The organism is Veillonella atypica KON (genome assembly GCF_002959915.1).
GTDB lineage: Bacteria > Bacillota > Negativicutes > Veillonellales > Veillonellaceae > Veillonella > Veillonella atypica.
The window spans coordinates 120,535-145,000 of sequence record NZ_PPDE01000011.1 but is presented as its reverse complement, the minus strand read 5'-3'; the positions used below and the strand labels follow the sequence as shown (position 1 = coordinate 145,000).

Annotated in this window: 18 protein-coding genes, 2 tRNA genes and 2 rRNA genes; 20 read left to right on the top strand and 2 right to left on the bottom strand. The window is 39.8% G+C overall.

What is annotated here, in order from left to right; all coding sequences use genetic code 11:
* The first annotated feature begins 3 nt into the window (after positions 1 to 3).
* The 14 genes from VAHSUH02_RS09635 to VAHSUH02_RS09570 all read left to right on the top strand — a co-directional run bounded on the left by VAHSUH02_RS09635 (position 4) and on the right by VAHSUH02_RS09570 (position 16,354).
* Positions 4 to 80 (top strand) — tRNA-Ile (locus VAHSUH02_RS09635).
* Positions 81 to 90: 10 nt separating this feature from the next.
* A tRNA-Ala gene (locus VAHSUH02_RS09630) sits at positions 91 to 166 on the top strand.
* A gap of 248 nt (positions 167 to 414) precedes the next feature.
* A 23S ribosomal RNA gene (locus VAHSUH02_RS09625) occupies positions 415 to 3,343 on the top strand.
* A gap of 75 nt (positions 3,344 to 3,418) precedes the next feature.
* Positions 3,419 to 3,535 (top strand): 5S ribosomal RNA (rrf, locus tag VAHSUH02_RS09620).
* 432 nt (positions 3,536 to 3,967) lie between these two features.
* Complete coding sequence (locus VAHSUH02_RS09615; RefSeq protein WP_038148763.1) at positions 3,968 to 5,080, top strand: IS1249 family transposase; 1,113 nt, start codon at positions 3,968 to 3,970, stop codon at positions 5,078 to 5,080.
* A 177-nt stretch (positions 5,081 to 5,257) separates the two neighbouring features.
* A complete protein-coding gene (locus VAHSUH02_RS09610; RefSeq protein ID WP_005383144.1) occupies positions 5,258 to 6,109 on the top strand; it encodes a polysaccharide deacetylase family protein in 852 nt (283 codons plus the stop codon).
* Positions 6,110 to 6,117: 8 nt separating this feature from the next.
* Positions 6,118 to 6,612 carry a MogA/MoaB family molybdenum cofactor biosynthesis protein gene (locus VAHSUH02_RS09605; protein WP_005383142.1) on the top strand — a complete coding sequence of 165 codons (495 nt, stop codon included), beginning with the start codon at positions 6,118 to 6,120 and terminating at the stop codon, positions 6,610 to 6,612.
* 82 nt (positions 6,613 to 6,694) lie between these two features.
* Positions 6,695 to 7,324, top strand: coding sequence for a DUF47 domain-containing protein (locus VAHSUH02_RS09600; protein ID WP_005375274.1), 630 nt, complete (start codon positions 6,695 to 6,697; stop codon positions 7,322 to 7,324).
* Entirely contained in the window at positions 7,317 to 8,315 is a 999-nt protein-coding gene (locus VAHSUH02_RS09595) for an inorganic phosphate transporter (RefSeq protein ID WP_005375286.1), read from the top strand. Before VAHSUH02_RS09600 ends, VAHSUH02_RS09595 begins: the two co-directional genes overlap by 8 nt.
* Before the next feature lie 171 nt (positions 8,316 to 8,486).
* Entirely contained in the window at positions 8,487 to 8,939 is a 453-nt protein-coding gene (locus VAHSUH02_RS09590) for an RrF2 family transcriptional regulator (protein WP_005375284.1), read from the top strand.
* 57 nt (positions 8,940 to 8,996) lie between these two features.
* On the top strand, positions 8,997 to 10,385 hold the full coding sequence (locus tag VAHSUH02_RS09585; protein WP_005375278.1) for a cytochrome ubiquinol oxidase subunit I: 1,389 nt from the start codon (positions 8,997 to 8,999) through the stop codon (positions 10,383 to 10,385).
* Positions 10,376 to 11,395 (top strand): cytochrome d ubiquinol oxidase subunit II, encoded by a 1,020-nt coding sequence (gene cydB, locus VAHSUH02_RS09580; protein WP_005375270.1) that lies wholly within the window; start codon positions 10,376 to 10,378, stop codon positions 11,393 to 11,395. Before VAHSUH02_RS09585 ends, cydB begins: the two co-directional genes overlap by 10 nt.
* Positions 11,396 to 11,519: 124 nt before the next feature.
* Complete coding sequence (gene cydD, locus VAHSUH02_RS09575; protein WP_005383140.1) at positions 11,520 to 15,059, top strand: thiol reductant ABC exporter subunit CydD; 3,540 nt, start codon at positions 11,520 to 11,522, stop codon at positions 15,057 to 15,059.
* Between the two features lie 125 nt (positions 15,060 to 15,184).
* Positions 15,185 to 16,354: a hypothetical protein gene (locus VAHSUH02_RS09570; RefSeq protein ID WP_005376590.1), complete on the top strand. Its 1,170-nt coding sequence runs from the start codon at positions 15,185 to 15,187 to the stop codon at positions 16,352 to 16,354.
* A gap of 63 nt (positions 16,355 to 16,417) precedes the next feature.
* On the opposite strand, the gene VAHSUH02_RS09565 is transcribed toward VAHSUH02_RS09570, so the two are convergent.
* Both VAHSUH02_RS09565 and VAHSUH02_RS09560 read right to left on the bottom strand, forming a co-directional pair.
* Complete coding sequence (locus VAHSUH02_RS09565; protein WP_005383136.1) at positions 16,418 to 17,002, bottom strand: DUF805 domain-containing protein; 585 nt, start codon at positions 17,000 to 17,002, stop codon at positions 16,418 to 16,420.
* An 88-nt stretch (positions 17,003 to 17,090) separates the two neighbouring features.
* The gene (locus VAHSUH02_RS09560) at positions 17,091 to 17,927 is read right to left on the bottom strand and encodes a pyridoxamine kinase (RefSeq protein ID WP_005383134.1); all 837 of its coding nucleotides are present in this window, start codon (positions 17,925 to 17,927) and stop codon (positions 17,091 to 17,093) included.
* Between the two features lie 249 nt (positions 17,928 to 18,176).
* Between VAHSUH02_RS09560 and VAHSUH02_RS09555 the strand changes: the two genes are divergently transcribed.
* The 6 genes from VAHSUH02_RS09555 to VAHSUH02_RS09530 are packed head-to-tail and all read left to right on the top strand — an operon-like array spanning position 18,177 to position 24,357.
* Positions 18,177 to 19,106, top strand: a complete 930-nt coding sequence (locus tag VAHSUH02_RS09555; RefSeq protein WP_038148762.1) for an ABC transporter permease — start codon at positions 18,177 to 18,179, stop codon at positions 19,104 to 19,106.
* Positions 19,106 to 20,005 carry an ABC transporter permease gene (locus VAHSUH02_RS09550; RefSeq protein ID WP_005383130.1) on the top strand — a complete coding sequence of 300 codons (900 nt, stop codon included), beginning with the start codon at positions 19,106 to 19,108 and terminating at the stop codon, positions 20,003 to 20,005. Before VAHSUH02_RS09555 ends, VAHSUH02_RS09550 begins: the two co-directional genes overlap by 1 nt.
* Positions 20,002 to 20,985 carry an ABC transporter ATP-binding protein gene (locus VAHSUH02_RS09545; protein WP_005379801.1) on the top strand — a complete coding sequence of 328 codons (984 nt, stop codon included), beginning with the start codon at positions 20,002 to 20,004 and terminating at the stop codon, positions 20,983 to 20,985. Before VAHSUH02_RS09550 ends, VAHSUH02_RS09545 begins: the two co-directional genes overlap by 4 nt.
* Positions 20,985 to 21,932, top strand: coding sequence for an oligopeptide/dipeptide ABC transporter ATP-binding protein (locus tag VAHSUH02_RS09540; RefSeq protein ID WP_005383126.1), 948 nt, complete (start codon positions 20,985 to 20,987; stop codon positions 21,930 to 21,932). The genes VAHSUH02_RS09545 and VAHSUH02_RS09540 overlap by 1 nt, the downstream gene beginning before the upstream one ends.
* 11 nt (positions 21,933 to 21,943) lie before the next feature.
* Positions 21,944 to 22,759, top strand: coding sequence for a serine hydrolase (locus tag VAHSUH02_RS09535; RefSeq protein WP_005383120.1), 816 nt, complete (start codon positions 21,944 to 21,946; stop codon positions 22,757 to 22,759).
* Positions 22,756 to 24,357 (top strand): peptide ABC transporter substrate-binding protein, encoded by a 1,602-nt coding sequence (locus VAHSUH02_RS09530; RefSeq protein ID WP_005383119.1) that lies wholly within the window; start codon positions 22,756 to 22,758, stop codon positions 24,355 to 24,357. Before VAHSUH02_RS09535 ends, VAHSUH02_RS09530 begins: the two co-directional genes overlap by 4 nt.
* Positions 24,358 to 24,466: the final 109 nt, after the last annotated feature.

Sequence of the window (24,466 nt, the reverse complement as noted above, 5' to 3'; positions counted from 1 at the left end):
AATGGGCCTATAGCTCAGCTGGTTAGAGCGCACGCCTGATAAGCGTGAGGTCGGTGGTTCGAGTCCACCTAGGCCCACCATTTAATACATGGGGGCGTAGCTCAGTTGGGAGAGCACCTGCCTTGCAAGCAGGGGGTCAGGAGTTCGAATCTCCTCGTCTCCACCATTTAGTATTTGACATCTATGATGTTAAGTGCTAAACTACATAAGCTGATTTATACATCGGCAGATTTGTTCTTTGAAAACTGCATAGAAGTGTTAATTATTATATATTTGTAAGGTCATCTCTTAGAATTTCTAAGTAGGTTGACCCGAGCACATAGGAAATAATTCTCTGACTTATTGGTGACGTACATGAAAATGTACGGCTACAAAATAAACGACAATGTATCTAATGCATGTCATATTAACTTAAGTAAAGTTAATAAGGGCGTACGGCGGATGCCTTGGCGATATCAGCCGAAGAAGGACGCGGTAAGCTGCGATAAGCTACGGAGAGGTGCAAGCAACCTTTGACCCGTAGATTTCCGAATGGGGGAACCCGGCAGTGGTTATGCACTGTCACCCATACCTTTGAGTATGAGGAGGGCACCTGGGGAACTGAAACATCTAATTACCCAGAGGAAGAGTAATCAAACGAGATTTTCTTAGTAGCGGCGAGCGAACGGGAAAGAGGCCAAACCGGAGCGGGCAACCGCACCGGGGTTGAGGACAGTCATCAAGTGTAAATGAGGTAGAAGAATTGAGTTGGAAAGCTCAGCCGCAGAAGGTGAAAGCCCTGTAATCGAAACCTTGCATACATGGGACTGTATCCAGAGTACCACGAGACACGTGAAACCTTGTGGGAAGCAGGGGGGACCACCCTCCAAGCCAAAATACTGATATCGACCGATAGCGCATAGTACCGTGAGGGAAAGGTGAAAAGAACCCCTGGCGGGGAGTGAAAGAGAACCTGAAACCGTATGTCTACAAACAGTCGAAGTCTGTATATATATCAGGACGACGGCGTGCCTATTGAAGAATGAACCGACGAGTTACTGTTGCTAGCGAGGTTAAGTGGAAAACATGGAGCCGCAGCGAAAGCGAGTCTGAACAGGGCGTTCAGTTAGTGATAGTAGACCCGAAACCGTAGTGATCTATCCATGGCCAGGTTGAAGCACAGGTAAAATTGTGTGGAGGACCGAACTCGTGAGCGTTGAAAAGCTTTGGGATGAGTTGTGGATAGGGGTGAAATGCCAATCGAACACGGAGATAGCTGGTTCTCCCCGAAATAGCTTTAGGGCTAGCCTCGAGGTTGAGAGTATAGGCGGTAGAGCACTGATCGGGCTAGGGGCCATACCGGTTACCGAACCTAGTCAAACTACGAATGGCTATACTTATACTCGGGAGTCAGACAGTGAATGATAAGGTCCATTGTCAAGAGGGAAACAGCCCAGAACACCGACTAAGGTCCCCAATGTCATACTAAGTGGCGAAGGATGTGGAATTTCCAAAACAACCAGGATGTTGGCTTAGAAGCAGCCACCATTTAAAGAGTGCGTAATAGCTCACTGGTCGAGAGACTCTGCGCCGAAAATGTCCGGGGCTAAAGTATGAAACCGAAGTCGTGTCATATGCAGCAATGTATATGGGTAGGGGAGCGTTCTCATCGGATTGAAGCAGTACCGTAAGGAGTTGTGGACTGGTGAGAAGTGAGAATGTCGGTATGAGTAGCGAAAAGAATGGTGAGAATCCATTCCACCGAAAGCCTAAGGGTTCCTGAGCAACGATCGTCGTCTCAGGGTAAGTCGGGACCTAAGCCGAGGCGGAAAAGCGTAGGCGATGGACAACAGGTTGAAATTCCTGTACCGGTGTGAATCGTTTGATCGAAGGAGTGACACAGTAAGGTAGGTCAGCACGCGATTGGAAGTGCGTGTTTAAGCATGTAGGTTGAGTTATAGGCAAATCCGTAACTCTAAAAGCTGAGATGTGATGACGAGCTGTTTACAGCGAAGTGATTGATCCTACACTGTCGAGAAAAGCTTCTAGGTAGAGACACATCGCCCGTACCAAAACCGACACAGGTAGGCGGGGAGAGAATCCTAAGGTGCGCGGGAAAACCCTCGTTAAGGAACTCGGCAAAATGCCTCCGTAACTTCGGGAAAAGGAGGACTCATGTAGTGTGAAGGGCAGTAACGCGTGGAGCATGAATGAGTGGCACAAGAGAGGCGCAAGCGACTGTTTACCACAAACACAGGTGCCTGCTAAAGCGAAAGCTGATGTATAGGTGCTGACACCTGCCCGGTGCTGGAAGGTTAAGAGGAGGGGTTAGACTTCGGTCGAAGCTCTGAATTGAAGCCCCAGTAAACGGCGGCCGTAACTATAACGGTCCTAAGGTAGCGAAATTCCTTGTCGGGTAAGTTCCGACCCGCACGAAAGGTGTAACGACTTGCGCACTGTCTCAACGAGGGACCCGGTGAAATTGAAGTACCTGTGAAGATGCAGGTTACCCGCGACTGGACAGAAAGACCCCATGGAGCTTTACTGCAACCTAAGATTGAACTTAGTTAATGAATGTACAGGATAGGTGGGAGACTTAGAATCTAGGGCGCCAGTCTTAGAGGAGTCGTTGTTGGGATACCACCCTTTGATTAATTGATTTCTAACAGGCCGATTAACAACCGGCTGGACAGTCTTAGGCGGGCAGTTTGACTGGGGCGGTCGCCTCCTAAAGAGTAACGGAGGCGCCCAAAGGTTCCCTCAGAGCGGACGGAAATCGCTCGAAGAGTGTAAAGGCAGAAGGGAGCTTGACTGCGAGACGGACAGGTCGAGCAGGGACGAAAGTCGGGCTTAGTGATCCGGTGGTGCCGAGTGGAAGGGCCATCGCTCAACGGATAAAAGCTACCCTGGGGATAACAGGCTAATCTCTCCCAAGAGTCCATATCGACGGGGAGGTTTGGCACCTCGATGTCGGCTCATCACATCCTGGGGCTGAAGTAGGTCCCAAGGGTTCGGCTGTTCGCCGATTAAAGTGGTACGTGAGCTGGGTTCAGAACGTCGTGAGACAGTTCGGTCCCTATCCATCGCGGGCGCAAGAAACTTGAAGGGGGCTGCTCCTAGTACGAGAGGACCGGAGTGGACGAACCGCTGGTGTACCAATTATCCTGCCAAGGGTACAGTTGGGTAGCTACGTTCGGGACGGATAAACGCTGAAAGCATCTAAGCGTGAAACCAGCCTTGAGATGAGGTTTCTCATAGCATAAGCTAGTAAGATCCCATGTAGACGACATGGTTGATAGGCCAGGTGTGGAAGAGCTGTGAGGCTTGGAGCTGACTGGTACTAATAGATCGAGGGCTTTACTTAATAACAATAAGCCAGACATGTGCAACAAATATATATATCTTCTATGTGGTTTTCAAGAGTACAAACTCTGACAGATTCAGTGGCGATAGCTACGAGGGTCCACCTGTTCCCATCTCGAACACAGTAGTTAAGCTCGTAAACGCCGAAAGTACTTGGCTGGAGACGGCCTGGGAGGATAGGAAGTCGCTGATTAAGCTAAAAAGGCTAACCGTATGGTTAGCCTTTTTTATTATATATACTTACATGTAGAGTCCGACCAGGGCACCTGGGAAAGGTAGGGTGTGAGCTAACAGAGGAGCGTAGCGACGTATGGGAGCCACACATCACCTTCATCCGAACGTAAGATTTCTCCAGCTGCAAAGCAGCGATGAGAAATCCACAGTGAGGAGTGATAGGAAGTCGCTGATTAAGCATATAGAGATAGTTAGGCTTATAGGACAAAAAGTGTGTGTGAAAACCCTTATAACACTAGATATTTACTAGTGTTATAAGGGTTTAATCTTTTTCTGGAGAAGTTTGAGGGTGGACAAAAAGTGTGGGTAAAAACATCAATTAACCCTTGTAATTACTGATTAAAATGAGGTTATATCTTCCTATATATAAACAAATATGGAGGAAGAGTTTATGCGACAAATAAAATGTCCTGATTGTAATGAAACATGTATTAAACACGGTGTTTTAAAATCTGGTTCTCAGCGTTGGTTTTGCAAACATTGTAAGGTGGCATTTACCGTTAAAATTAATAATTTAAGTAAAGAGTTAAGCCTATTCTTGAATTGGTTATTCAGCACCGATATTCAAGCTGATATGCCTGGTAAAGGTCGTACATTCAGGCGTAAAACCGCTAAATTTTGGTCCATATGGCCATTGCCACCAAAAGTGGAAGAAGTACATGATGTGGTATATCTTGATGGAATTTACTTAGCTAGGAATTTATGTGTATTGATTTGTTGCAATGATACTCATGTTCTAGGATGGTATGTCTGTCGTTATGAGCATGCTAGAGCTTGGCAGTGTTTAATGGAACGGATTGCCGAACCTAAAGTCGTTGTGTCTGATGGTGCTAATGGTTTGCCTAAAGCATTACGTAAAGTTTGGCCTCATAGCAGTCACCAAAGATGCCTGTTTCACATTTTTTGTCAGGTTAGACGATATACGACAAGTAGACCTAAAACGTTAGCAGGAAAGGACCTTTATACTCTTGCTAAAGATTTATTTAATGTGAAAACAATGGATCAAGCTTTTATATGGATTAATAAACTTTCGGCGTGGCGAATGACATATTCTGATTTTTTACGAGAAATGACGATTGATGAATTCGGAAACAAACGCTCTACACATGAGCGTTTGCTTAAAGCTGAATCATCATTATGGCGTCTGATTAGGCAACAAACTTTATTTACATTTTTGGAATGTATTGATATTACAATACCTACAACAAATAATCGTATTGAAGGTGGAGTAAATGCTCAACTAAGAAGTATGTTACGGGCTCATAGGGGCCTTTCACTTGAAAGAAGACTAAAAGCGGTCTATTGGTGGTGCTATATGCACTCACCAAGACCGCTTTCTATTTCAGATATATTAAATTGTATGCCTACAGATGAATCGATTGCTGCTATCTACAAACGGTTATCTGATTATTGCCAAATAGATCGTTCAATCCCTCAATGGGGTGATGCTCCTGTTTGGAATGAGCTACATATGTCTACAGATTTTCCAACTTATTGGGATTAGTCACACACACTTTTTGTCCTATAACCCGATAGTTACATGATTAATGCATCCCCTTATAGGTTATTTATATGAATTTAGAATGACATATGAGGGGTTTTTCATTGAAACAAAAGAGCGGTTATGTTATCCTCGAATAGTATGAAGTTATAATTTTATATTGTAAGAAGGTTCTTAATCATGTTAATAACAATAGGTAAACGTATAGTATATACGATCATTATTTGTATTGCATTACTATTCATAGCATTAGGAAGTATGTGGTGTTTATCATCACATTATAAGATTTATGGTGTTCCCGTTTTAAATTATCATCAAGTTAATGATAAGTATCATTCTGCACTGACACTTGATGTGGCACAGTTTAAGAAACAGATGGAGTACTTACATAACGAAGGGTATCATACGATTAGCCTCGATGATTTATATGCGTATGTGACAGAAGGCAAGGAACTCCCCGATAAACCGATTGTTCTTACCTTCGATGATGGTTATATCGACAACTATGAGGATGTTTTGCCTATCTTAGAATCCTATGATATGCAAGCAACCATATTTATGATTAGCGATGCTGTTAATACAAAACGTTTTATGTCTATCAATGAATTAAAAACTATGGACGCTCATAAGTTTATTGTAGAAGGTCATACTAATCATCATAGTATTTTAACGCGCATTGATCCTTCTAAACTTGATGATGAGATCAAAGGTGGTAAGGATACATTACAGGCTTTCATGGGAAAACCCATCGATTACTTAGCGTATCCTGGTGGTTTCAATAATGCCGAAATTCAACGCATTACTAGTGAAAGCGGGTATAAGATGGCTTTCACAGTCACACCGGGGACGGTTAAACCAGGTCAAAATTTATATGCGTTGCCAAGATTGGCCATATTCCAAGGTGATACACCGTATTTATCATTCTGGATGCGTTTGCACTGCGCGCCATTTATTACTTATACATGGCAATTACGAGATACATTACGGGATAATGGATTTACAAAATTGGCTGGTTTAATACCATTATTTTAGGAGGATATATGTCTCAAGAAGTTTTACATCGACCTCTCAATGTCGCTGTCCTAACAGTTTCTGATACACGGACTATGGAAACTGATAAAGGCGGAAATAAGGTTCAAGAATTATTAGAAGCTGCTAATCATAATGTAGTAGCTCGAAAGATTGTCATCGATGATTACGATGAAATCCGTAATGCCATTATTCCTTGGTGTAATGATGAATCAATAGATGTGGTCATTTCTACAGGTGGCACCGGTATTGCCATGCGTGATGTGACCATTGAAGCCGTGGATTCTATTATTGAAAAGACTATACCTGGATTTGGTGAAATTTTTAGATATCTATCTTTTACGGAGGATATTGGTACCAAAGCTATTGCATCTCGTGCAGAGGCAGGTGTAAATTCGAATACATTAATTTTTTCTATTCCTGGTTCGGTGGGAGCCGTTACCCTTGGCATGAGTAAATTAATTATTCCGGAAATGCCTCATTTGGTGCGAGAAATCAATAAATAAATAGATAGGCATGCACTGATTTACTATGCTATAATTGTATTGTAATTATAGAAGCTAACAGTACTGTATCAGGAGGATCTCCATGGCTTTTAAATTAAAAGGAAAAGAAGAAAAATTTTTTAGTATTTTAGAAAATCATGCTGAACTTACCTATGAAAGTGCGGAAATGATGGAACGCGTTTTCAAAGGCGAAGTTTCTAAAGAAGAAGCATTCTTGGAAATTGATACAAAGGAAAAAGCTGCGGATGAATTAGTTAATGAAACAGTTGATCGCTTGCGTAAAACATTCATTACACCGATGGACCGTGAGGATATCCAATTGCTGATTGATCAATTAGATACAACACTTGATAATATCAAAGAAATCATGGATAAAATGGTTATGTATCATGTAGGTAAACCTAGTGATGGTGCCATTCGCATGAGTGAAATCGTCGTAAAATGTGTTAAACATATCAATAAATCTATCGGTTACATGGGTAGCCTTAAAAAGGATCATGTGAAGGTAGAAGGTCGTGTACATCAAGTATTGAAGCTTGAATCTGAAGCAGATAATATTTACCATGAAGAAATGGCGAAATTATTTACAGAATGTACAGATCCAATTGAAATTATCAAATGGAAGGAAATCTTAAGCTCTATGGAGGATGTAATCGATGGTTGCGAAGATTTGGTTGGTACATTCCGCCGGGTAGTATTGAAGTATGCTTGAGTCACATTACTTAGTTTGGCTAGTCGTATTATTAGCCCTAGCATTTGACTACATCAATGGCTTCCACGATACGGCTAATGCGATTGCCACATCTGTTTCAACCCGTGCTATTGAACCTAAAAAAGCAATCATGATGACGGCGGCACTTAATTTTTTGGGTGCTATGGTAAGTACTGGGGTTGCGAAGACAATCGGTGGTGATATTGTTATGTCTCCATCTCTTATCAATAGTGGTATCATTTCAGCAGCCCTTATCGGGGCCATCGTATGGAATTTACTGACTTGGTACTGGGGAATCCCTAGTTCATCATCCCATGCACTAATTGGTGGTATCATTGGTGCCGTAGGCTGGTCAGTAGGTTTTGATGCTTTAAATGAATCAGGGATTTTAAAGATTTTCTTTTCTCTCATCTTATCACCCTTAGTAGCAATGGTTGGTGGCTATATCATCATGAAATTGTTGCTACTCCTCTTTGGTAGATTTTCTCCTATTGTTTTAAATGATAGATTTAGATCCATGCAAATCGTATCGGCCGTTATGATGGCTTTTTCACATGGTTCTAATGACGCACAAAAGGCGATGGGGATTATTACATTGACCTTACTTAGCGGTGGTTATATTGATACCTTAGATGTTCCGTTGTGGGTTAAGTTGTGCTGTGCGACTGCAATGGCTTGTGGTACGGCTGTTGGTGGTTGGAAAATTATTTCCACCATGGGGACAAAAATCTTTAAATTAGAAACCATTAATGGTTTTGCAGCCGATTTAAACTCTGCTATTACTATTTTTACTGCTACATTCTTGCATTTACCTGTAAGTACCACACATGTTGTGAGTGGTTCTTTGTTGGGGGTAGGTGCTTCTAAGCGTATTAAAGCAGTAAACTGGGGCGTAGCGCGTTCTATGGTCATGGCGTGGTTCGTAACAATTCCATTATCTGGTATAGTAGCTGCCATTGCTTATGAAGTAGGACATCTTCTATTTGGCTAATTCTTTTAGAACTACATATAATAAATGAGAAGGACTATTAGTATCTTACTAATAGTCCTTTTTTGTGATATTAATTACAGTTTTATAAAACAATACCATTGCAGTATTGTTTTATATCGTTTATACTAAATATAGTAATACGTAGACGTTGTTATTGGAAAAGGAGTGCTTATGAAATTAAATCAAGCCACGGACTATGCGTTTCGCATGATTTTGCACATGGCGATGTTACCATCTGGTCAGAAGGTAACAGGCGGTGTATTGGCTGAGCAAGAGATGATTCCAGAACGTTTTTTGCTTAAGATAATGCGCAGCCTTATTGCCGCAGGAATCATGAAATCCTTCCGCGGGGTGGATGGTGGATTTGCATTAAATCGTGAGCCCAAAGATATTTCCATGCTCGATGTGATTAGAGCCGTTGAGGGGGATACGTATTTACAGCGTTGTTTGTATGATGTCGGTTCTTGCTCAAAAGCATGTATGGGCCAATGTGCAGTTAATGAAGCTATGTCTGTTGTACAAGCTGAACTTGTAAGACAGATGGAAAGTGTGACTTTCGATAAATTAGCTGTGCGCGAAAAAGAGATTTTAGAGACCATGAATCCTTGTGTATCTCATGCGTAACGATGTAAGACATTCATCAAGTGTGTATTTTTGAGTCAATTCTAAGGAGGAAAAGACATGTTTGAAGCACTGGATTTAGCACGTTTACAGTTCGCGCTAACATCTATCTATCACTGGCTATTTGTACCGTTTACATTGGGGATGACGGTTATTGTAGCCATTTTAGAATGGACCTTTGTAAGCACCGGTAAAGAAGTTTACCAAAAAATGGCAAAATTCTGGGGTAAATTATTCTTAATTAACTTTGCCATGGGTGTTGTAACAGGTATCGTTCAAGAGTTCCATTTCGGTATGAACTGGGCTGAATATTCTCGTTTTATGGGTGATATTTTTGGTGCCCCACTTGCCCTTGAAGCATTAATGGCATTTTTCTTGGAATCTACATTTATGGGCGTTTGGATCTTTGGTTGGGGTCGCTTATCTAATAAAGCGCATGCTGCTGTGGCAACATTAGTTGCATTAGGTACTAATTTATCCGCATTCTGGATCCTTGTAGCAAACTCTTTTATGCAACATCCTGTAGGTTATGTAATTCGCAATGGTCGTGCGGAAATGGAAAACTTCGCAACCATCGTATCTAATGGTTATGTACCTGGCCAATTTGCTCATATTGTATTAAATGGTTCCATGACAGCAGGTGTCATCATTATGGCTATCAGCGCATGGCACTTGATTCGTAAGAGCAATGTTGATTTCTATAAAACCTCTGTAAAATGGGGTATGGTAATTACCTTAATTGCTGGCACATTAGGTGCTTTTGCAGGTCATCATCAAGGCCAATATATTACTAAAGAACAGCCTATGAAAATGGCAGCTATGGAAGCTCTTTGGGAAACTCAAGATCCAGCTCCATTCTCTTTGGTAGCTAATATCGATACAAAAGCACAACAAAATACAGGTGCCATTGAAATCCCTGGCGGCTTATCCTTCTTAACACAAAACTCCTTTACATCTGGTAAGGTAGAAGGTATTAAAGATTTACAAGCTAAATCTGAAGCTCAATATGGCCCTGGTAATTACATTCCAGATGTTCCTGGTATTTTCTGGACATTCCGCATCATGGTAGCGGCTGGCTCCATTATGTTATTAGTTGCTTTCATCGGCTTGGTATTAAATGCTAAAGGTAAACTCGTAGAGAATAAAACATTCTTGAAAATTATTTTCTGGATGTTACCATTACCTTACATCGCTCAATCCACTGGTTGGTTTGTTGCAGAAGCAGGTCGTCAACCATGGCTTGTATATGGCCTTCAATTGACTGCTAATGGTGCTTCTAAATCCGTTACAGCTCCTGAAATCATGACTACTATCATTGGTTTTACAGTTATTTATATCTTGGCTGCTATTGCCGCATTGTATTTAGCTGTAGAGCATATTAAAAAAGGTCCTGATGGACAAACAATTTACCATGTAGAAGAAAAAGAGGAGGCAAGATTATGGAACTAATTATGAATAACCTTAATGTGATCTGGTTCATCTTGCTTTGTGTATTGTTTGCAGGTTTCTTCTTCTTAGAAGGCTTCGACTATGGCACAGGTATTCTTCTACCAGTCATTGGTAAAACTGACGTTGAACGTCGTCAAATGATTAATGCGTTAGGTCCTATTTGGGATGGTAATGAAGTATGGATGATCACTGCTGGTGGCGCATTATTCGCATCCTTCCCTCATGTATATGCTACATTGTTTAGTGGTTTCTACATGGCATTGTTCTTAATGCTTGCTGTACTTATCATGCGTGGCGTTGCTTTTGAATTCCGTTCTAAAAGTGCAAATCGCACATGGCGTAAAGTATTTGACTATTGTATTTTCATCGGTTCTATCGTTCCTGCCTTATTGTGGGGTGTAACAGTAGGTAACTTGATCCAAGGCACACCTATTGATGAAACGATGACATATATTGGTACATTCTGGGATTTACTTAGCCCTTACACTGTATTATGTGGTGTTGCTTTCGTTTTAGTGTTTACATACCATGGTGGTTTGTTTACATCTATTAAAACAGCAGGTCCTATCTCTGAACGTGCACGTGCAGCATCTCTCGTTACAGGTGTACCTACTGCAATCGGTGTGATTGCGTTGATTATTGCATCCTATGTATACACTGATTTGTACAGCTCTATCTTAGCTACTATTTTCTGTGCCTTAGCTGTTGTTTGCTTCCTTATTTCTTGGGCTGCAGCACGTACGCGCAATACAAAATGGGGCTTTGTATTTAGCTCTCTTTCCGTTATTTTGATTACGGCTACATATTTTGCAGGTCTATTCCCTCGCATTATGGTATCTTCTTTGAACCCAGCGTGGAGCTTGACCATTACAAATGCATCTTCTTCTGAATATACCTTGGCATTGATGACTGCGGTTGCAGTGGTATTTGTACCAATCGTATTAGCATATCAAATTTGGGTATACTGGACATTCCGTCATCGTGTAACAGAAAAAGACTTACATTATTAATATAGGCACTTTTACCGATTGTGAAAGTTTGATCCCTTTTGTGAGGCGTGCTGTAGCGGCACGCCTCATTTTTATGGTAAGATGAATGTAATATTGATAAAATTAGATTTAAAGGGGGTTAGATATGATACAGAAAACGGCGCTTCGCGTCATTAAAAGTAAAAGGCTCGTATTATTGGCACTGATTATGTCTAGTATTTTACAAAGTCTTTCTATAGTAGGACAAGCTTGGTTTTTTGCCACATTAATACATAATTTGGTTTTTCTTGATCATACTGTGTTGGATGAATCTAATACAATTACATGGCTTGCGGTATTCATTATATTACGTTTAGTTTTTTCTTATATACAGGAACATGTATCGTCTAGTTTGGGTCATTCTGTTAAATCTATTTTGCGTAAAGAAGCTCTTTCGCATCTATTTAGATTAGGTATTCAACGAGGAGAATCTCAAGGTGATACGATACATCTCATTACTGATGGATTAGAACAAGTAGAGGCCTATGTTTCGAGCTATATACCTCAAATGATATATGCGATTATCATCCCACTAGTAATGGGGATTGCCATAATGGATACATTGCCTATTATTGGGGCTATTTTAATAGGTACAGTACCATTAATTCCATTGTTTATGATTTTGATTGGTAAACAAGCGGAAAAGATGAATCAAGAGCAATGGGATCGGATGAGTCTCTTATCAGGTCATTTTTTAGATGTATTGCGAGGCATTACCACATTAAAGGTGTTTGGTCGCGCAAAGGAACAAATACAAGTCATTAGTCGACTGTCTAATGAATTTAAAGACTCTACCTTACGCGTATTGCGTGTGGCTTTTCTATCTGCCCTCGTCTTGGAGTTAGTTAGCACAATAAGTACAGCTATCATTGCGGTGTATTTAGGCCTTACACTATTAGATGGCGGTTTGGATTTTCTTCCAGCCTTCTTTATATTATTGTTGGCTCCAGAGTTTTATACACCTTTTAGACAATTAGGAGCTGCTTTTCACACCGGTATGTCTGGTAAAACTGCACTCGCTAAATTTGATGCTTTTATGAATACACCTATTGCATTACCTCGAGGTGGCAATTGTCGTATTCAAGGGACAATTGAATCCATACGCCTAGATAATTTAAATTATACCTATCCAGAAACAAGCAATGGTATAAAGAATATTACATTGCAGGTATGTCGTAATAAACCGATTATGCTTGTTGGTGAAAGTGGGGCTGGTAAATCGACGATTGCACGAATATTAGGTGCCTTTTTAGAGGCTCCTTTGAACAGTGTATATGTTAATGATATAGATCTATCAACTTGTTCTATGGATTGGTGGCGTACACAGGTTACGTATGTGTCTCAAAAACCTCATGTTATGCATGGTACGCTACGAGATAATATTGCCTTTGGACAAGATGTAAGTGATGACGAGCTTTTAGAAGCAGCCAAACTAGCGGAGCTACATGATGTAATTTGTGAAAAGGGCTTGGATTTTGTCGTTGGTGAAGGAGGCATGGGACTTAGTGGTGGCGAATTACAACGTATTGCCTTGGCACGTGCTTTTTTACATGGTGGACAAGTTCTTATTTTAGACGAAGTTACATCCCATTTGGATGTGAATACAGAGGCTCAAATTAGTTGTGCATTACAGCGCTTGATGAAGGATAAAATTGTTATTCTTGTGGGACACCGTATTCAAACGATGCAGTGGGCCTCTCAGTTATATGTGTTGCGTCAAGGTGAAATAATTGAGCAGGGAACCTATGAATCCTTGTTGGCACAGAATGGTTATTTTAAGGCGCTAGTAGATGCTGGGACTGGTTCGTTTGTAATGGATGATGAGGATGTGTCATATGTTTCTAAGCTTGAGGTTCCATTGCTACAACAACAAGAGGCATTAAGTAATAGTAAAGTCCCATATGAAGCCGATGAAACTAAGTATAGTGATATTGAAGGTTGGAAATTGTTATTTTCCGTATTAAAACCTGCTCGTTGGTCCTTAGTACTTGCCTTAGTTTTCACTTCTCTGACCGTATTCATGAATGTGGGGCTTTTGAGCGTATCCTCTTGGTTACTGGCATCGGCTGCATTACAACCTGGTATCACTTACTTGAGTCTCGCTATAGTAGGTGTGCGCTTCTTTGGTATTAGCCGTGCTGTATGTCGTTATTTTGAGCGGTATACGTCTCATAAAATGGCATTTCAAGGTTTGTATGGGTTGCGTGTATGGTTTTATACCTATCTAGAACCATTGGCACCAGCTATATTTAAACGATGGGGCGCAGGGGATATGCTCAACCGAATTATGGCGGATATTGAAGTACTGCAATTCTTTTATTTACGCACCTTAATTCCTCCTGTAGCAGCCATTGTATTAACTATATTGGTATCCTTTGGTGTCGGTACTATAGATGCGCATTTATCAACGCTTGTGTGGTGTGCTGCACTGATGACAGGAGTTGTACTACCATATGGCATATATCGTTATCATCGTACATCCTTAAATATGATCAGTCAGGTACAAGGTCATTTCAAGTCAACATTGACTGATACATTAGAAAGTTTAGAAGACATCATTAGTTACCATAATGAAAATCTAGTTATGGAACGTATGATGCAATCTATAGATGATGTAGAGCATCATAAGGGGCGTATTTCTAAAGGTATGAATTTAGGAAATACGATGTTTATTGCTATTGTTCAGATTGTAGTTGTGTTAGCGGCCCTATTAGCAAGTAATGTATTAACCGGCCCTTGGGCAAGTGTTATGGTCGTAGTATGTGCCATCGGTATTCAAGCTTGGTTTGAAGCGCTGCAGCCCATGATTGTATCCGTTCATCATGGCTATGAAAGTTTAGTAGCGATTCGTCGATTGTTACAAATTAAGCATGCACCTCTGCCGATCAAGGATACAGGCTGTGTAGATTTAGATTCTATGGATACGATATCATTGAAACATGTTAATTTTGGGTATGATCACTCATCACTTGTATATAAAGATTTAACATTAGATATACCAAAAGGACAGGCTGTTGCTATTGTTGGTGCTAGTGGATCTGGTAAAACCACATTGTTTTCCTTGTTAGAAAGGCTATATGATTACTCTGGCTATATTTCGGTAGGTCACAATGAATTAAAGAGTGTTACGATTGATTCTTGGCGAAATTTAATGGGATCTATCACACAAGACACTTATATTTTTCATGCCACACTGGAGGACAATATTCGCCTTGCCAAGCCGCATGCAAGTGCGGATGAGGTACAACGTGCTGTAGAACAAGCTGTTTTATCTGATGTAGTTACCCGGTTGCCAAAAGGCTTACGAACAATTGTAGGCAGTGGAGGGGTAGGCCTTAGCGGCGGTGAACGTCAACGTGTTGCTTTAGCTCGATTATTCTTGCGAAATCCTGAACTAATACTTCTCGATGAACCTTTGGAGGGGTTAGATCAAGTAACAAGACGAAAATTACATAATGATATTCTAGCTTTCACAAAAGAAAAAACTGTTTTATATATTACACATCAGTTAGAAGGCTTAGAGCTGATGGATCGTATCCTCTTTATGGAAAAAGGTCGTATTGTAGAAGATGGAACCTTTAGCGAGTTAATTGCTAAGAAAGGGCGATTCTATGCATATTGTCGACTTACGATGGCCAGTGTATAAGTAGTATCTGATGGAAAGGCCTTAGTAGATCTCTGTATATACCTCGATAAAATGGGTAAATTATGGTATAATTGTAATGTTTGAGGTATAAAAATCTTGTGTAGTGTGCATAAATTGGAGCGACTATGACAAAAATCTTCACCAAGTTACGATCGTTGGTGGATGACGCATTAAATGAACGTTCTCCTATTATTGAACAGGATACGACACTTATGGCTGCACCTGTGGAGCGAGAACTATTTGATCATAGAATTCTCTATATTGAAGAGGATATGGTCAATCGGATGCTCCGTGCTGCGTTTCGAAATCATTGGTTAATCTATTCTGTAACCTTTGAATTTGAGCCGAATAACCAAGTATTTCTCTCCATTATTACTAAATGGGGGAATGTGATTAATGTGGAATTTACCATCGAAGATGTGTGGTTCGATGACTATTCATCTTCCTTTGCTATTAAGTTAGATACTGCTAATATAGATACCGGTGGGTTTATTTTGAACTCGATTCTCCACCTCCTAGGCAACTGGTGCCTTAGCCTATTTGGCATATTTTTTAATCCTATTGCTATTGGCCGATTAGGCTCTACTGTGCGATTTGAGAAGAAGGGAATTCTTCAATTTGATTTAGTACCCAATTCTAGAATCAAAAAATTTATTCCTTTGCCAGAACGTCATGTAGGTAGTACAGGTCCTGTTTTATTGGGAAATCCTAAAACTGGACAGTCTGTATTGCAATTAGACTATTATGCATTTCATGATCCAGTAGATACATTTACAGTTCCTGATGTGCCAACGAGAACGAGTTGGGTTAGATCCATTGATATTGCCGCTGTATTACTGTTACCAATCGGTGTATGGATTACATTTATAATTCTTCATCACTATTTACCAACTGAGACTTTAGAGTTTTCTTTTTCTACATACTTTTTAATTTCATTAGGGATTTTTATTATATCCTTCTTAGTAATGAATATTCCACGGTATGTATATATGTATGTAGACTCTCGAAAACAGTGGCAAAGTGCATTTGTACATAATAATATAAAAATTCAATTGCGTAAGTTACACCGACGCATTTTCATGCAGCAAGCTTCGTTGTCTACAGATTGTGACGAATGTGTAGCCTCTCAAAGTCAAGAGCGGATCAAGCAATTATTATTACAGATTCGAGACAAACGGTTCTTAGCTAATCGATTGAAAATAGCAGATGATGATCGTGCTAGAAAACAAAAGGTTAAATTTATCATTGCTTATATTGGGTGTACATTAATAGAATTAATGTTGTTGATGAATTAACTACATAGCATAACAAAAAGGCTGAGCCTCCTGGCTCAGCCTTTTGTTGTTAGACTAGGTTTATTATCTTTTTTTACGTCGTTTTCGTACCTTTTTTCGAACCTCTTGTTCCTCTTGTGTCGGTGGCTCTGTAATTGGTTGTGATTGTACTGGCTCTTGATTCATAAATGGAGGATAGCCATACTTATTTGGCTCTGGTTGACCAGGTAATACCCAAAATAGGAATCCGATAATCCACACGAATAAATCTAATAAATAATTTAACGGTATTACCGCTGAATAGGTATTGATGAAAATAATAATGGTAGCCCATAAAATACCAGCCCAACCATTAAATCCAATATCATGTATCCGTCTAGTGAATAATCCACATGCTAGTGGAAATAACATGGCCTGTAATGCGCCTACAAAAATACGTGTAGCCCAATATGCAGGCAACGTTACGATGTAGTCGATTAAACGTTCCTCGATGATATCTACGATATAGAAGAGTATCATCAAAGCTATGAAAAGTATAATAAATTGTAGTCTGTTAAAGCGCCCCGAAAGGTTGAATATGGTATAGCCCTTACGTCGTCCCTGATATGCTATACCAAAACCTACTAAGCAGATTAGTACAGTTCGTAGAACTGGATATAATAAATCCATGAAGTCCCCTTTATAAAAATAAACATAACGTATATTTTCTATGTGTTTAAGTATATCATGAACAGGCTATTTGGACAATTTAAACGGATTATTTGGATAGATTAGTTAATTCTGGTAATACAAGTTCAAAGGCGATACCATGTTTCATGGATTTTACGTTATCTACAGTAGCTTGGATTGATTTTGTAGTAAAATTCATCGCCAGTTGAGCAGCTTCATGAACGGTAAAACCACGCATAATGGCACCAGATAAAACAGATGTAAAAATATCGCCAGTTCCAGTAGCTTTCACAGGAATAAGAGGAACAGAGTATGTTATTACCGTATCAGTTGAACCTTCGTATACGGCAATCGTTGCATCTGTGTCGGAAGGTACGCTAGTCATAATAACGAGTTCAGGTCCCAATTTATGTAGTTTTTTACACATGTCGTGCAATTCAGCATTTGAAATGGAATCGGTAGAGAATGGTTTATCTAATAAAAAACAAGCTTCTGTGTAATTGGGTTTTACAATATGAGCTCTAGAAATAAGATGGCGCATAGCTTTTACCATATCTGGTGTATATATAGAATAGAGGCGTCCATCATCGGCCATGGCAGGGTCGACAATGACCATTTTATCCTTACCGAAGCGATTAATTGCTTCCTCTACGAGATGGATTTGCTCTGGTGAGGCCAAGAATCCACTGACGATGGCATTAAAATCAATTTCATTCTTTTCCCAACAATCCATAAATGCTGTTAAATGATCAGATAAATCAACGATTTCAAAATATGGATACTCTAAATGGTTACTTAATACAGCTGTTGCTAATGGTACTGCTTGGCACCCAAGAGCGCTGATGATTGGTAGCATAACCGTTAGAGAGCAACGTCCGATGGAACTCATATCTTGTATAGTAAGTATTCTTGGTACTGTAGTCATAGAGACCTCCTCAATATAGTATATATGTATTGTACTGTATTCGTTAAAACCTGTAAAACGAGTGGAATAATAGAAAGCCCCTGTAATGCATGATATAATATGAAGAATAGATGAGTTTTTAATAGATGTAGTTTAAAAGAGATAAATAAAAAATAAAATATTTATTACAATATTAAATCTATACCTTTAAATTTAGAGTCATAATATAGTATAATAATATAGAAATTTTATTGTATGGAGGAGAATAGAATGGCAAGGTATGTTTTACGGCGCATAGGTAGCGCATTTGTTATACTGTGGGTAATTATTAGTATTACCTTCGTTTTAATGCATGCTATACCTGGTGGACCTTTTACAAGTGAGAAAAAATTACCACCTCAAGTTAAAGCTAGCATAGAGGCGAAATATCATTTAGATGATCCTTTATGGAAGCAATATGCTGATTATATTGGTGGTGTTGTTACAGGGGATTTAGGGCCATCCTATAAATATGAAGGACGCTCTGTTAATGATATTATAGGTGAATCATTTCCTGTATCTGCACAATTGGGCCTATTGGCTCTTTGTGTTGCTGTTGTAGGAGGTATCACAGCAGGTGCTATTAGTGCCATGCGTCCTAATGGCATAATAGATTATGCTATTACATTTGTTTCCACATTAGGTATTTCTGTTCCTACCTTTATTATTGGTGCAGTTCTAGTATATGTGGTAGGTTTTGAGCTGGGTTGGTTGCCAGTAGCGATGTGGCGTGGTCCGTCGTATATGATTTTACCGGTACTTACATTGGCCGCACAGCCTATGGCATTTATTGCGCGATTAACTCGTAGTGGATTACTTGATGTGTATCAACAGGAATATATTCGTACAGCTCGAGCCAAAGGCCTTGGTGCATGGAACATCTTAATTCGTCATGCTTTAGGCAATGCTATTTTACCTGTTATTACCTACATTGGCCCATTAGCTGCTAGTTTGTTAACAGGTAGCTTTATTGTGGAAACAATTTTTGCCATTCCTGGTTTAGGTCAATATTTTGTAACATCTATTTATAATCGTGACTATACGGTTATTCTTGGTGTTACTGTGTTTTATAGTACTTTGATTGTAGTCTTGAATATTATTGTTGATATGATTTATCCGATTATCGACCCTCGGGTAACAACAGAGAAGGAGCGTGCGTAATGGATAGAAACGATTTTTTACCTATTGAACGCGATACGAATATTCGAGAATCCTCCTTTATAGTGCGTCCTAACTGGTGGCAACGATTTAAGTTAAATCGGTTGGCTGTAGTTGGTGCAGGCATTATAGCCGTTATGATTGTGTTGGCAATCATTGGCCCTATGATTTCGCCATATACTTATGCAGATCAATCCTTAGTAGATGCTAATCAAAGCCCTAGCTTAGCACATTGGTTTGGTACGGATACATTAGGCCGTGATATTTATACTCGCGTTATGTATGGTGCGCGTATTTCTTTAACCATTGGTATTGTAGTTGCCTTATTAAATCTTGTAATCGGCGTTATTTATGGCGGAATTGCAGGTTACTTTGGTGGTAAAACAGATAGAATTATGATGGCTATCGTCGATGTATTATACGGTATTCCATTATTGCTATACGTTATTTTGTTAATGGTTGTTATTGGTCCAGGTCTTACCTCCATCTTTATTGCATTGGGAATCGCGTATTGGCTCAATATGGCACGTATTGTACGCAGTCAAATTGTGAAAGTTCGTGAAGAGGAATATATTATTGCCGCAGAAACAATGGGAATTCCTAAATGGCGTATTCTATGGCGTCACATTTTGCCAAACTGTGTAGGTCCTATCATTATCACATTGACATTAGCGATTCCAGATGCCATCTTTACAGAAGCCTTTTTGAGCTTTATTGGTCTTGGTGTTAATGCACCGATGGCAAGTTGGGGTGTTTTGGCATCTGATGGGATTAGTAGTATGAGATCGTATCCATTCCAATTGATATTCCCTGCATTAGCAATTAGTGTTACTATGCTTGGGTTCGTATTCTTAGGGGATGGATTGCGCAATGTATTTGATCCAAAGGAAGGGGATAGATGATGAATGATATATTAGTAGATGTACGAAATCTATCCATTACCATCGATACATTTAGAGGCCCTTTGCGCATTATTCGCAATCAGGACATCATGCTTAGAAAAGGTGAAATTTTAGGCGTTGTTGGTGAATCCGGCTGCGGTAAATCGGTCATGGTTAATTCTTTGATGGGCCTACTACCGGAAGGTCGTACTAAAATAAAATCAGAAAAATTTGAAATTGATGGTGAAGATTGTCAAGACTATGTAGAAGAAGATTGGAATGAATTGCGTGGTACAACGGTGGCCATGGTATTTCAGGACCCTATGACCGCATTGAATCCGATATTGACAATTGGTGAGCAAATTTATGAGGTGATTCATCGTAGCAATGCCTATGGTGATGATTATGATGAAAAGGCGATAGCTCTCGATTTGTTGAAAAAAATGGGCCTATCTACACCAGAAAAGCGGTTAAACCAATATCCTCATGAATTGAGTGGCGGTATGCGTCAACGGGTATGTATTGCCATGGCTGTAGCGGGCCGTCCTAAAATCTTAATCTGTGATGAACCGACAACTGCACTGGATACAACAACAGAGGCACAAATTTTACGCCTTATGCAGACCTTAGCTGTAGAAGCGGGAATAGGCATTATATTTATTTCCCATAATTTACGTGTTATTGCACAATTATGTGACCGCGTTATGGTTATGTATGCTGGTAAATGTGTTGAGTCTGCTACGGTAGAGGATTTGTTTAATGATCCACGTCATCCTTATACAATTGGTCTGTTAATGTCCTTGCCGCAGGGAAAATGGCATGGTGAATTAAAGGCCATTGAAGGACAACCGCCAGATTTGTATGAATTACCTCGTGGATGTGCCTTTAATCCGCGTTGTAAATGGGCGATGCGCATATGTGGAAAACGTATACCTATGATATCCAATGTTGGGAATAATCATGAGTATACATGTTGGTTAGCAAAGTTGGAGGGACTTTAATGGGATATATTTGGGAAACAGACAATCTCGTTAAAAATTTTACCCTTTCTGGCGGATTGTTTAGACCAAAACAAACGGTACATGCATTACAAGGTGTTAGTCTTTACCAAGAGGAAGGCGAAACACTAGGTATTGTTGGTGAGTCAGGATGTGGTAAATCTACGTTTGGGTATACCTTGATGGGCGTACATCAAGCCACATCAGGTTCTATTTATATGAATGGAATTGAAGTAAATCCATATATTCATAAAGATATAACGAGGGATATGATGCAAATGGTATTCCAAAATCCATATGCATCTCTTAATCCGAGATTAAAGATTAATACAATATTAGAAGAGCCATTAGAGTTAAACCCTAATTATACGCCTCGAGATCGTGTCATTCGTGTTAAAGAGGTGTTAGAACAGGTAGGTTTAGATATGTCTTTTGGTGAGCGATATGCTCATGAATTATCTGGTGGGCAACGACAAAGAATTGGCATTGCTCGGGCACTTATTATGGAGCCCAAATGCATTATTCTTGATGAACCTATTTCGGCACTAGATGTGTCTATACAGGTTCAGATTATGACGTTATTAGAACGCTTACAAGCTTTACATGGCATTTCCTATCTCTTTATTTCACATGATTTGCCTATGGTTCGTTACATTAGCCATCGCATGGTGGTCATGTATTTAGGGGCTGTTATGGAAGAGGGGCCTGCTCTTGATATTTATGAGTTTCCTCAACATCCATATTCAAAGGCCCTTACGAAGATGGTTGGCGAAGTGGTTCCGCGGGCTCTAATTGGCGCTCCATTGAAAGGAGAACCGGCGAGTCCGTTGCATCCGCCTAAGGGGTGTTTGTTTAGTGATCGTTGTCCAGATGTTGAACGTAGATGTCTAGAAGAACGACCACCTCTCCGTGAATGGGCGGATAGAAGAATTGCATGTTGGCATATTTAATGGGGTAAATAATGGAACAGTTAATCGTAGGGAAATCCTTAGAAATACAATTGGCAGCTTTGCTTGATACGTTACCTTCAGATGCCACTGTATCCTATATGGTAACGCGTCTGAATGAAGGGGAGGAGGCTACCATAGTAGCTTCTTCTAAGGAAACGATTGTCCATACTGGTGCTAGTATGGTAAAAACGCTGATTTTGGAATATGTATTTCATCTAGCAGCACAAGAACAACTCGATCTTAACGATATGATTGCATTGAGTCGGAGCCCTCGTGTTGAAGGGGCTGGCGCCTTGATGGAATTGGTGGGTAATCATAGTTTTAGTTATTTAGAGCTATGTCGATTGATGATGGTACTCAGTGATAATTGGGCGACTAATCTATTGATACAAGCCTTGGGCATGGAAAATATTAATGCCAGAGCTGAACAACTAGGGCTTGAACATTTTGAAATCAATCGTATGATGATGGATTTTACAGCGGTAAAAGAAAACCGAGAAAATTATATTACTGCCATGGATATGGCTGTATTGTTACATCATATATATGAATTGCGTCATACCATATATGGCCATGAGATGTGGAATATTCTGGGGCGTCAACAGTTCAGAGATATATTGCCATTTCATTGGGGGGAGGATGTAATATTCCATCATAAAACGGGTTCGTTAGATTGTGTTGAACATGATGCGGGCATTATAGAAACGATGAATGGAGATTTTTGTTTTGTTTTATTAATGAGTCATTTATGTAATGATAAGGCAAAACAACTAGGAGCTCAGATGGGGCTCATTATGAAAGAATTTGTAGAGGATGCATTACCATGATGGATAAACGTAAATTGCTTAAGCTCGTGGTACTAGCCTTTGGCGTAAGTATATTGCTACTCGTCTTTGGGTATACTAACGGGCCTAAGATTGTTGATGAGCATACGATACGATATGTATTGGAACAAGAACCATCAACACTAGATCCGGCTAAGTCTAGTACATCACCTGAGGCGACCGTTCAATTACAGCTATTTGATGGCTTGGTTCGTTTAGATGATAAAGGCGAGCCAGAGGCTGCCATAGCAAAGAGTTGGACTATGTCAGATGATGGTACAACATATACATTCCATTTGAGACCTAATTTGAAATGGTCTAATGGAGAACCGTTAACAGCTCATGATTTTGAGTATGCTTGGAAAAGAACTTTAGATCCGGATACAGGTGCTGATAACGCCTATATGTTATATGTAATTAAGAATGGCGAAGCTTTCAATAATGGCAAAGCCGATCGAGATGATGTTGGTGTAGAAGCAATTGATGACGATACATTAGTTGTTACCTTAGAACATCCAACAGCATATTTCTTAAAATTATTGGCCTCTCATGGCTATTATCCGGTGAATAAAAAAACTGTAGAAAATAATGAAAATTGGGGCAATAATGCGGAAACAATTGTTTCTAATGGGCCTTATAAATTGTTGAGTTGGCAACATAATGGAGAGCTCAATTTTGTCAAAAATGAACACTATTGGGATGCTGATGAAGTTGTAACAAAAACGATGAATTGGCCGATTAGTGAATCTCAAAGTACACGCCTTACTCTCGTTGAAGGTGGCGAAGCGGACATGATGGTAGAACCTCCTGTAGCAGATCAACAACGGTTAGAAGAAGCTGGTTTATTGCACATAGGCCCTATGCTTGGTAACTATTATTATTTATTTAATGTGAAAGCAGAACCTTTTACCAATCCTGATGTACGTAAAGCCTTTTCCATGGTTATTAATCGTAAGGAAATTGTAAAGAATATCGTAAAAGGTGGTAAGGAAGAAGCTTATGCATTTGTTCCATATGGTATGCTTGAAAGCAATGGAACTGATGATTTCCGTGAAGTAGGTAGTTATCTTGTATATGAAGATGTAGAACAAGCTAAGGAATTGATAAAAGAGGCTGGCTATGATGAAAATCATCCATTGCCACCAATTACGATTTTGTATAATACGAGTGAAATGCATAAAGCGATAGCAGAAGCTATTCAAGCAACATGGCATAAAGCATTTGGCGCTGATGTACGATTGCAGAATCAAGAAACTAAGGTGTTCCTTGCCAATCGCGAGGCTGGCAAATATCAAGTGGCTCGTGCATCCTGGGTTGCTGACTATGGGGACCCACAAAACTTCTTAGAAGTATTTTCTGCTGAAGATAATGACAGCCAATATCATAGTGAAGAATATAATGAGCTTATCGCTCGTATTCGTAGCACCCCAGATAGTGCAGAACGTGATGCATTGATGCATAAAGCAGAACGCATGATTTTTGATGAATCCTTAGTTATGCCATTGTACTTTACGACACAACCATATGTATCTAATGGAACTATTCAAAACTATTTCTGGACTGTACTTGGTCAAGTAGACTTTAAAAAAGCATATAAATAAGATACACTAAAGACGTACAAATTGTACGTCTTTTTTGTATTTTACGATTTATGTATGGTCGTTTATAGTTACTATTAGTACATGACCTTGTAAACAATGCTATATATGT